Origin of the sequence: Chitinophaga terrae (ex Kim and Jung 2007), from assembly GCF_900107795.1 — a bacterium.
Taxonomy (GTDB): domain Bacteria; phylum Bacteroidota; class Bacteroidia; order Chitinophagales; family Chitinophagaceae; genus Chitinophaga; species Chitinophaga terrae.
Map to the genome: position 1 here is coordinate 1 of NZ_FNRL01000055.1, position 9,062 is coordinate 9,062.

A 9,062-nucleotide genomic window follows, 5' to 3' on the forward strand; every position below is an offset into this window, starting at 1 on the left:
GTACTGCGGGCTGGCGCTTTATCCAAACCCAGGTGGGACAACTTGCCCTCACAGGCCAACAGCCCCTCGCATAGCTCCCGCAGCCCGTTACAGTAACTGAACACCCCATACAGAAGGCTTACCAAATGAACCCGCAAGGGTAAGCGCTTATAATAACGGTTTGATTGATGCTTTCTGTTTGCCGCATTGATTATAGCACTGGGTATTACATCTAATATTTGAGATAATACCGGCTGTCCGGAAAAACTTTTATTTTCGCCCATGGTAATTTTAAGTGTGGTAACTCAAACTTACCAAATTGGGCGGTTCTTCGGAACTGCCTTTTTTCATCCTAAAACATTATTTTAGTCGGACAATAGTGACTATTTATATAAACTCTTTGGACCAATATTTACATAATACGCCTAAGAATGATATTAAACACAGTTAAAAATATTAATTCCAAAGGCATATTGTTATGAAAATGGTACATAGTAAGATATTACTCTACTGCAACATTATTGCAGTACTAATCATTCAAACAGGAAAATGCTTGGGACAGAGCATTCCTGTTAGCTTGCGAATTAATCCTGAAGAAGCAATAGGGAGCACTTCTTCTAAGTTATTTTCTGACATCGATTATATTCCACTTGAAACCAATAAAACAAGTTTATTTGGAAGGATTGATCAGCTATACGTTACATCAGAGTACTTTATTATTCTTGATGTGGATACAAATTCAATATTACTTTTTCGACGAAATGGAGAGTTCCACTTAAAAATTAAGTGTGGGCGGACTACGGACGAATTGAAAGCCCGGTTTTTCACTGTAGATAACGAAAGGAAATTAATTAAAGTTGGTTATTATTTCAATAAAACCAAGACCTATAATTTTGAGGGTGTGCTACAAACCAGCGAAGAAGAAAAAAATGAATTTGATTATCTATATCTTCTTCCTGATAACATAACTGTTAGTTATGCGCTAAATTATAACAACAAAAAATACAGACACGACTCTATCAATTACGCAATAAAAGTCACAAAGGGAGACAGCATCCTGCAGCGTCAACTGCCCTACCTAAACTATAATAGGGTGATTCGAAATGAGGACAGAATATCAGGCCCGGGAAACCTTTTCCTGGAAAGTAGCAACGATAGTTCCGTCAATCTTCTTGGCTATTACGGGTATACTGTTTATTCAATAAGTAGAAATAATGTTAAACCTGCTTTTAATTATATTTTTCCGCAGGAGATCTCGTTGCCGGCCGACTTTTTAACCAACTCATCATATTATGGAAAACGAATTGAATACTTAAAAAATCATCCATCTGTAATATTTACGGTTGCAAATTTTTTCGCTTTAAATCAGTTTATATTTTTTAAGCTAATTTCTGTAAAGGGCGGCGCCTCTTATATATACGACAGAAACTCAAATTTATTAATAGCTACTGACCATATTGAAAGTGATTCAGCCAACTGTTATCTTCCAATTACCATGAATGGAAGCTATCCTTCTGACAACTTTATTAGCTACAGCTTTCTGACAACATATAATGGAAAAATTTATGCAAGTATTTCTTCCAGGGAAATGTTCAATGCCAGGAAAGCTTCAGCTGATAAGCAGGTACAGTATAGTCAGCATTTAAAAGATTATTTTGATAGTAGCACGGTAAATAGTAACCCGGTCATCATCGAATTAAAACCAAGAACTCATTTTTCATATTGAAGTATCTGATTCAAATATTGTTTATAGTATGTAGTATGCAGGTATATGGACAGCAAGTAGACAGTACTCGTAGAGGATCAATATCTGGTATTGTGCGCGATTCCATACATAATTATGTACTACAATTAGCCACACTTGCTGTTTATAGAGAAAGTGATTCTACATTAATTGCTTATCAGTTATCTAATAACTTTGGAGCATACAATTTTAATGAATTGCCTGTTGATATACCGCTTAAAATAGTCGCAAGTTATATCGGCTACCGATCAGTTGAACAGAGGTTTAAAATACCGACAAACACTAAAAAATTATTACTCCCTACTCTTAATTTGAACAAATCGGAAATAATATTAAATGATGTCATAATAAATGCCGCTCCTCCGCCTATAAGCATGAAAGGAGATACACTGGAATTTAATGCAGAGGCATTTAATCTTGATCGAAATGCTGTGGCAGAAGATCTTCTGAAAAAATTGCCAGGGGTCATTATTTGGGCTGATGGTGCAATTACTATAAATGGCAAATCTGTAAGTAGTATAATCGTTAACAAAAAACCATTTTTCGGTGGCGACACGAAAGTAGCGATACAGAACCTACCAAAAGCAGCTATTGATAAGATACAGGTTTACCAACAAAATGCAAATCCTGCGAACCCACTTGATTCCATAACCCAGATAAATATTGAGCTGAAAAAAAATAAAAGTATCGGTGCTTTTGGAAAACTTGGCGGAGGATATGGATCAGACAAACGTTATGATATGGATGTAAATCTTAATGTTTTTACGAGAAAAACTCAAGTTGCCATTATTGCCGCAAATAACAATATTAATAAAATGACTAACAACATAAATACGCTGTTGATGAACAGCACATATAAAGGCACTAACGATGGTGGGTTGGGATATCAGTCGGACTTTAATCAGAAAGGAATAAATAGTTCTAAAGCTGGCGGATTTACAATGCAGCATGACTTTATCGCTGTTCCCGATGCCTATAAGAAAAGTCGATTGCAGGCCGACTATTTTATTAATAATGTAGACAATCTGACTAAGCTTAATACTGCAACTATTAAAGCTATTGGGAATGATAATAGCCAATTACAACAATTATCACAAGACGCTACATTTAATAACAGTAATCAGCACCTGAATGTAAGATATGAAAAACTAAAAAATAATATTTCATTTTTTACCACCTCACAAGTAAATACCAATAGTAACCATGAACAAAATAGTCAGATAAGTGGAGTTTATAGAATTAAAGAATTGGAAAGCACTAATCAAATCGAAAATTTACAGGAAAAACACAATCGGCAATTTTTACTTGAAAGTGGATTAGAACATAGGGATACCAAATATGGTGGAGGACCACATGATTTTACAATCAAGAATGTGTTAAGTTATAATAACGATGATAATAGCCAATTCCGCCGATCAATATTTCGTTCCCTATTTGACTCATCTCAGAATATTAACTTTAATCGATATCATAATAATACAGATAAAAGACTGAATGAGCAATTGTATACATCGTTAGGGAATTTCTCGAAGTGGTTGTTTGGTTCAGGCGGATTTATGTCTGGGTTTTCTATTACTCTTCAGAATATGCTGCAAATTAATAAGGCGCTACATAATAACAATGTAAGTGATGTGGATAATACTGGTAAGAAAATCAACAATCCTTATCTTACCGCGAATAACGATTATTTAATTACAAATGAACAACCAGCCCTCGTTATTAATAAGAACTTCAGTAGGGGACTTAGCAGCCGTTATGTTAAAAATATTTCTATAAATTTAGTTGCCGAATATCAGTTCTATTATCAACATAACATATCCAGTCATTATTTTCAGAACTTTACTAGAAGATATCAGCATTTTGTGCCTGCTGCAAGTATTCGCTATGAAAACATTCAGTTAGGTAAATATCAGGATACTTATTTTCTGTCCTTCAGCAAAAGTATGAATTATCCTGACTTAAATCAATTAGCGTCATTAGTAGATAGTTCAGATCTTTACTATATCAGATATGGTAACCTTTCACTTAAAGAAGCGGATAAAAGAGAGCTTTCATTTTCTTTGAAGCACCATAGTTTCAATAATGATAAACCCTTAAACTATAATATTGAGGTTAAAGCAGGAATTATTAATAATAACTTTTCAGATAGTATTAGAATTGATAATTCAGGCCGTAGTTCGTATTACGAAGTTAATATAGATGGCTTTAAATATATCAATTTTAACGGTAAAATAGGCAGAGCATTTAAGTTCTCTAATCATCAGATACAAGTCTACTTCACCTCTGGCATCAATGTTTCCAGTCTACCTTCCTACATAAATAATGTTAAAAATTGGTCCGACAACATAAATAATACGAATACATTAGGCCTGTATTATTCTTTCAGTAATTATTTCGACATCCAACTACAACAAAAGGCATTTTTCTTTCGAACTGTTCAACATGGCGCAGGAAAAGATATCTTTAACAGTAATATACAATCTACCGAAGCTGGTGGCAGCTTAAATTTCAACAAATTGACCATTGGCAGTAATATTTCCTATAACTATACATCCGCCACCCTTTCTTCTTCCAGAAATTTTACTATTTGGAATATGAATGTGGCTTATAGACTATTAAGGTCGAACACGCTGGAGTTAAAGATAACTGCGATGGACATTTTACGTCAAAATATTGGCATCATCAATTTTGGGAGTAATAATACTCTTACTACAGGGACAGTTACTACTTTGAAGCAATATTTCCTGTTCGGAATAGCTTATTATCCAAGAAAATTTGGATGGAATAATACTAAATCCAATGATAAATCAATTGATCAATAGAAATATAGAACATATTTTAGCAGTATTTATTGGAATACTGCTATCGATATATGCATTTTCGCCTATAAGCAATCTTGGGTTTGATTATATAATTTACGGAATATTATTGTTCTTTACCCTTAGCTTCTTTGCCTTTCATGGCGTCGCCTTATTTCAAGTAATTTCAAATTATAAAGTGATTACCCATGTTTACTCATTTGAATACACATATTTGTGTCAATTCATTTTTTTGATTACTGGATTGATTATATGTTATTATTTCTTTTTGTTCCTTATTAAAGATTTAATGGAAAGGGAAAATTCCTTATTTGCCTTTTTTATTATTTCTTACTTAGGTATATTTACTTTGTATACTATTCGTTGCTCGTTTAGGTACTATTTGATCCTATATGCTTTAATGTTTATATACCTTGCTCTAAAATCGACTGGGCAAATCAGAACTTTTATTCCACTTTTTACAGCTTTAGGTATCTCTATTCTAATCACCAATTACTCGTTATTTTGTGTATTCAATAGGTCATCCAACTTTGTTAAACCTGTTCATATACGCATAGGAAGTAATAATCAGATAGAAAACTCAGCGCATTTTCTTCCCAATACGCCACTGATTGAGTTCTTACGGACTCATAAAATCAGTAAAATGTACTTTTTGTCAGATCGGTATTTTATTGAACAACCTATTCTTTTTTACAACCTAAATAGATCATGGGAACAGATTCCTGGAAGTTCTGCTACTATTGGGTATGATTATTCTGGAAATTTCAATGGAGGGTATATTTGCGAAGAGAATGATAGTTCTACGAACTCTTTAAAAAAAGATAGAGAGAGACCATAAGCTTTGGACTTGCCTCAGAAATCAGGACACCGAGTTAAGCTGAAATGGTTAAAGACAAATTTTCATTTTCGAAATCGTATCTGTCGATGATGTAAGCTATCCGGATTCCTCTATTCTCACACCACTCCTGAAGTTTATGGCTGATAAATTCGGGGCCATTATCTGTCCTGGGACAAGTAGGCTTTCCCCGTTGTTCTATAATTCTTTCCAGTACACGGATTAGTCGTAATGCAGGGAGTGATGTGTCTACTTCAATAGCCAATGACTCCCTGTTAAAATCATCTATGATGTTTAGCAGGCGAAATTTCCTCCCATCCACTAAGGCGTCACTCATAAAATCAATGCTCCATACTTCGTTAGGATGATCGGGGATCACTAAAGCTTCTTTTATCCTGGCTGGCAACCTGCGTTTAACCCTCCGGCAGATATTGAGCTTCATAGAAGTGTACGCTCGTAGATTTTTTTGTGATTCCAGGCAAACCCTTTATTTCTCAATCTGTAATAGGATTGCCAAAAACCAATACCAGCCTGTCTCTCCGTTAAAGATTCCAGGGCCTTCTGCAGCGCTGAGTCATCTTTTGGTACCACTTTATAATCATAGGTACTACGCGGGATAGATACGATCTTACACGCCTTGCGGATACTAAGCTGTTCTTCCTTTACAAGAAAATCAGCCGCTTCCCGTTTCTCCTGAGGCGTTACAGCTTTTTTTCAATCAGGTTTTTCATGGCCCGATTTTCAATACAAAGTTCTGCATACATCTTTTTGAGCTCTGCATGTTCTGATTCGAGATCTTTTAGACGCTTGACATCACTGGCTTCCATCCCACCATATTTTGCTTTCCAGTTGTAAAATATCAGCGAAGGCTACAAGACAGTTAATGAGTATTTTGAAAAGCTAGACAAACTAACCCATATTTTCGAGCTACTTGATATAAATTCTGATACTTTTCTGTATCCTGTAAATACAAAAGATCAAGATTCATTTGAGCATGAAAAACTATAAATGTTTTGGATGTAATAGAACTTTTGAAGGCAGTAGAGATATTATTAAACCATACGCTACTGTTTTCCAAAAATACACAGACTATGCACGTTTCTATCAAGAGCAAATGAGATGATAGAAACATTGGGTGTAACAAGTATATAGTTACCTAGATTTAATTACGAAAACAAAATATTAAGTTGGAAATTTTCTCGCTTCACATACATATTTGGCTTTCCATCACCTTCAACTAAATAAATGGATTAATCGATATCAAGTCGACTTCTCTTTGGGAAACGGTAATAGGTCCATAGGATATCAGTAAATACAAACAACTGGTTATAAGGCCACTAAATACAAACAAAAACATGGGTGAATGTGGCATTTCTTCTAAGTGGGCCTCGCGATACAGATTTCCCAACAAATTTGAAAGACCTAAAAAAATTGCTGAGTTGAACATTGATTCCAAGGATAAACAATAATAAGCTTTCATAACATATACGATTCGACAGGCTAATTTTCAAATAAAAAAATTAGTAAGTATGAATATGTCATTTTGTTGGTCAATTTTATCTTTTTTTAATTGACGGGTGTAAAGGCTCCACCTTTTTCCTGGACTGGAAAAACAAACTTACAAATCAAGACCTGTGCTCAATCCATATTATATAGATAACTCAAAAAATCTACAAACCCGGCGCCACAATAAATTGGATTATCATCCATTAACATACCAATAAATTCAAATTGAACAATCGACGAATCTTTTTTATTAAAAGCATAGGCTGTACCGCCTAAGTTTGTACCAAAAATAAAATACCCTTCTGCATAAAGATCAACTTCATAAGCTCTATTATACTCAATAAGTTCTTCAATAGCCCATATTTTTAGATATGAGCTTTTACCCACCTTACCTTCTGCTCCATTATATAACACCATAAAATCAATATAATCACTCGGTGGAACAAAATCGATACTCGATAAAAAGGTACTTAAGTCGGCGCTTTTAACCGGAAAATTTGTTTTCAAAAATTTTATGTATTCTTGAATATCTAACATTGTATATTTCTGCTGTTTTTTCCCACATTTTACTATTCCAAAATTTTAAATGCATTGAAAAAAGGCACATATTCATTTGTTATTACAGTCTTGGAATAAACGATATACCCATAAAAATAAAAACAGCAACCACACCTGTGATTGCTGTCAATTTTCTTTCCAGATAACAAAAAACTGGATATTTTGATGTGGGCCTGCCGGTACAGTTGTCCGAACAATTTTTGAGCGACCTTAAAAAATTGGCCGAATTAAACGTTGATTTATAAAGTATAAAGTATCAAAAATTTGGTCATATCCGGTTCGACAGGCAAATTTTCACATTATAATAAAGAACATATGTTTATGGCAAAACGGCAGCGCAACTCACTTTTTCCTCCGAAGCTATTAATAATAAAGATGCTGATCTCTGCTATTAACTAGCTATTTCTTGCTCTTTTGCGTTAGACATATTCTCACGATTCCACTACCAGCGAATGATTGGTCTTTGTGAGCCAATTGTTCGCTGGTAAAGTTAATCCTTTTTTCAAAAGTTTACATCACTCAGTTTTTGAAAGGAAGTAAAACGGATGCGTATAGAACCAGTTAATTTGGCATTCGATATCAGCAGAAACAACAAAAAAGGGTTCGACTCCCATCGCCTTCCTTCTATAGTATATTTAATTAACATACGATACGACATGAAATAGAAAACGTAATCGAGGCGGTTCGATTCCCATTGCCTTTTCCAGCTTGGGATATGTAAAAGAGCATTATCTCTCTTTCCGTATGACTATCATGTGACTATATCACCTTTCATATATATCTTGCATTTGCGATACCCAGTGCACAGATCGATAGCAGGTGGAAAACAGTTTCGCCTGGCGAAACTGTTTAGAAGACTAAATATAGTTTGTGAAAATCTACCAATTTCGGTATAACATACATCTATATAGCATTCATTAGTTCTGTGGAGAAAAGTTGCAAATAGGTTGGGACAAATCTTTTTCATGGTCTCTGGAACTGAAGCATTCCAGGTAAATTCAATATTAGGGTCTAACCTGAAAAGACTAAAAAACTCAGGATAATACTCATAAGTATATCGGTCTGTCAACTCTCTGAACAAGCTGGAAGAAACATATCTGTAAAATTCTATTGTGGAATGATATTACTTATACAGGGAATCTGGATTGGCCAATGGTGCATAATATACTTCTTTCACTTTTGACGTTATTTACGTCTTGAAATAAACAAATGTACCATCGGAAGCATCCCGCCTGTTCATTATGCAACAGGCACACTATAAATAGTTATTGTGGACTTGCAAATAAAATCGGCAGTGCTAGTTAAGCAGCTTTTTTAATTTTTTGCTCTTTGTTATTAAATTGCTCAATTGTAAGATTTCCCAATGTGGAGTGACGACGTTCTCGATTATACCAGATTTCTATGTATTCGAATAGTTCTGCTTTCATCTGACCCTTGGTAATCAACTTATTGCCGTAAATCTGCTCGGATTTTAGCGTTTTGAAGAAGCTTTCTGCTACTGCATTATCCCAGCAATTACCTTTTCTACTCATACTTCTTGTTATGATTTTATAGGAATCTAACGTGTTACTAAATTTTTCACATGCATATTGTACGCCTCGATCCGAATGAAAAATTAGAC

General features: G+C 34.5%; 7 protein-coding genes. 2 read left to right on the top strand and 5 right to left on the bottom strand.

The window, feature by feature from the left end:
• Nucleotides 1–263: DUF4372 domain-containing protein (locus BLV62_RS29075; protein WP_139170427.1), on the bottom strand; the 263-nt coding region annotated here is incomplete at its 3' end.
• Between the two features lie 194 nt (nt 264–457).
• Here BLV62_RS29075 and BLV62_RS27790 point away from each other — a divergent pair.
• Together BLV62_RS27790 and BLV62_RS27795 are read left to right on the top strand one after the other, a co-directional pair.
• The gene (locus BLV62_RS27790) at nt 458–1,705 is read left to right on the top strand and encodes a 6-bladed beta-propeller (protein ID WP_089766312.1); all 1,248 of its coding nucleotides are present in this window, start codon (nt 458–460) and stop codon (nt 1,703–1,705) included.
• Between the two features lie 35 nt (nt 1,706–1,740).
• Nucleotides 1,741–4,545 (top strand): TonB-dependent receptor, encoded by a 2,805-nt coding sequence (locus BLV62_RS27795; RefSeq protein WP_139170428.1) that lies wholly within the window; start codon nt 1,741–1,743, stop codon nt 4,543–4,545.
• Nucleotides 4,546–5,414: 869 nt separating this feature from the next.
• On the opposite strand, the gene BLV62_RS27805 is transcribed toward BLV62_RS27795, so the two are convergent.
• The 4 genes from BLV62_RS27805 to BLV62_RS27820 form a co-directional block, all read right to left on the bottom strand.
• Entirely contained in the window at nt 5,415–5,819 is a 405-nt protein-coding gene (locus tag BLV62_RS27805; RefSeq protein ID WP_089766316.1) for a DDE-type integrase/transposase/recombinase, read from the bottom strand.
• Between the two features lie 259 nt (nt 5,820–6,078).
• Nucleotides 6,079–6,240 (bottom strand): transposase, encoded by a 162-nt coding sequence (locus BLV62_RS27810; protein ID WP_311202802.1) that lies wholly within the window; start codon nt 6,238–6,240, stop codon nt 6,079–6,081.
• A gap of 775 nt (nt 6,241–7,015) precedes the next feature.
• Nucleotides 7,016–7,420: an SMI1/KNR4 family protein gene (locus tag BLV62_RS27815; RefSeq protein ID WP_089766319.1), complete on the bottom strand. Its 405-nt coding sequence runs from the start codon at nt 7,418–7,420 to the stop codon at nt 7,016–7,018.
• 1,322 nt (nt 7,421–8,742) lie between these two features.
• Nucleotides 8,743–9,062, bottom strand: a 320-nt coding sequence (locus BLV62_RS27820; protein ID WP_139170260.1) for an IS3 family transposase, incomplete at its 5' end; no start/stop codon positions are given.